Source organism: Cupriavidus sp. SIMBA_020 (genome assembly GCF_046535395.1).
Lineage (GTDB): Bacteria > Pseudomonadota > Gammaproteobacteria > Burkholderiales > Burkholderiaceae > Cupriavidus > Cupriavidus campinensis.
On the sequence record NZ_JAWRWU010001376.1, the window covers coordinates 1 to 246 of the forward strand.

Genomic DNA, 246 nt, shown 5'->3' on the forward strand with positions numbered 1-246 from the left:
GCGCGCAGCTTGCCGCCTTGCTCGAACGCGGCGATCAGGACGTGCTGCGTTTTTCCGCTGCATTCGACGGCGATCCCGACGACTTACTGCAAGCCGCGTGCGCCGCAAATCTCGAAGGGCTCGTCGCGAAGCGACGCGAAAGCGCCTATACGTCCACGCGCAGCGCGTCGTGGCTCAAGCTGCGTTGTGCGCGTCGGCAGGAGTTTGTGATTGGCGGCTACACGGAACCGGCGGGCAGCCGCACGG

General features: G+C 66.3%; 1 protein-coding gene. It reads left to right on the plus strand.

The window, feature by feature from the left end; all coding sequences use genetic code 11:
• On the plus strand, positions 1-246 hold a 246-nt coding region (locus SB751_RS34005; RefSeq protein ID WP_410749497.1), incomplete at both ends, for a hypothetical protein.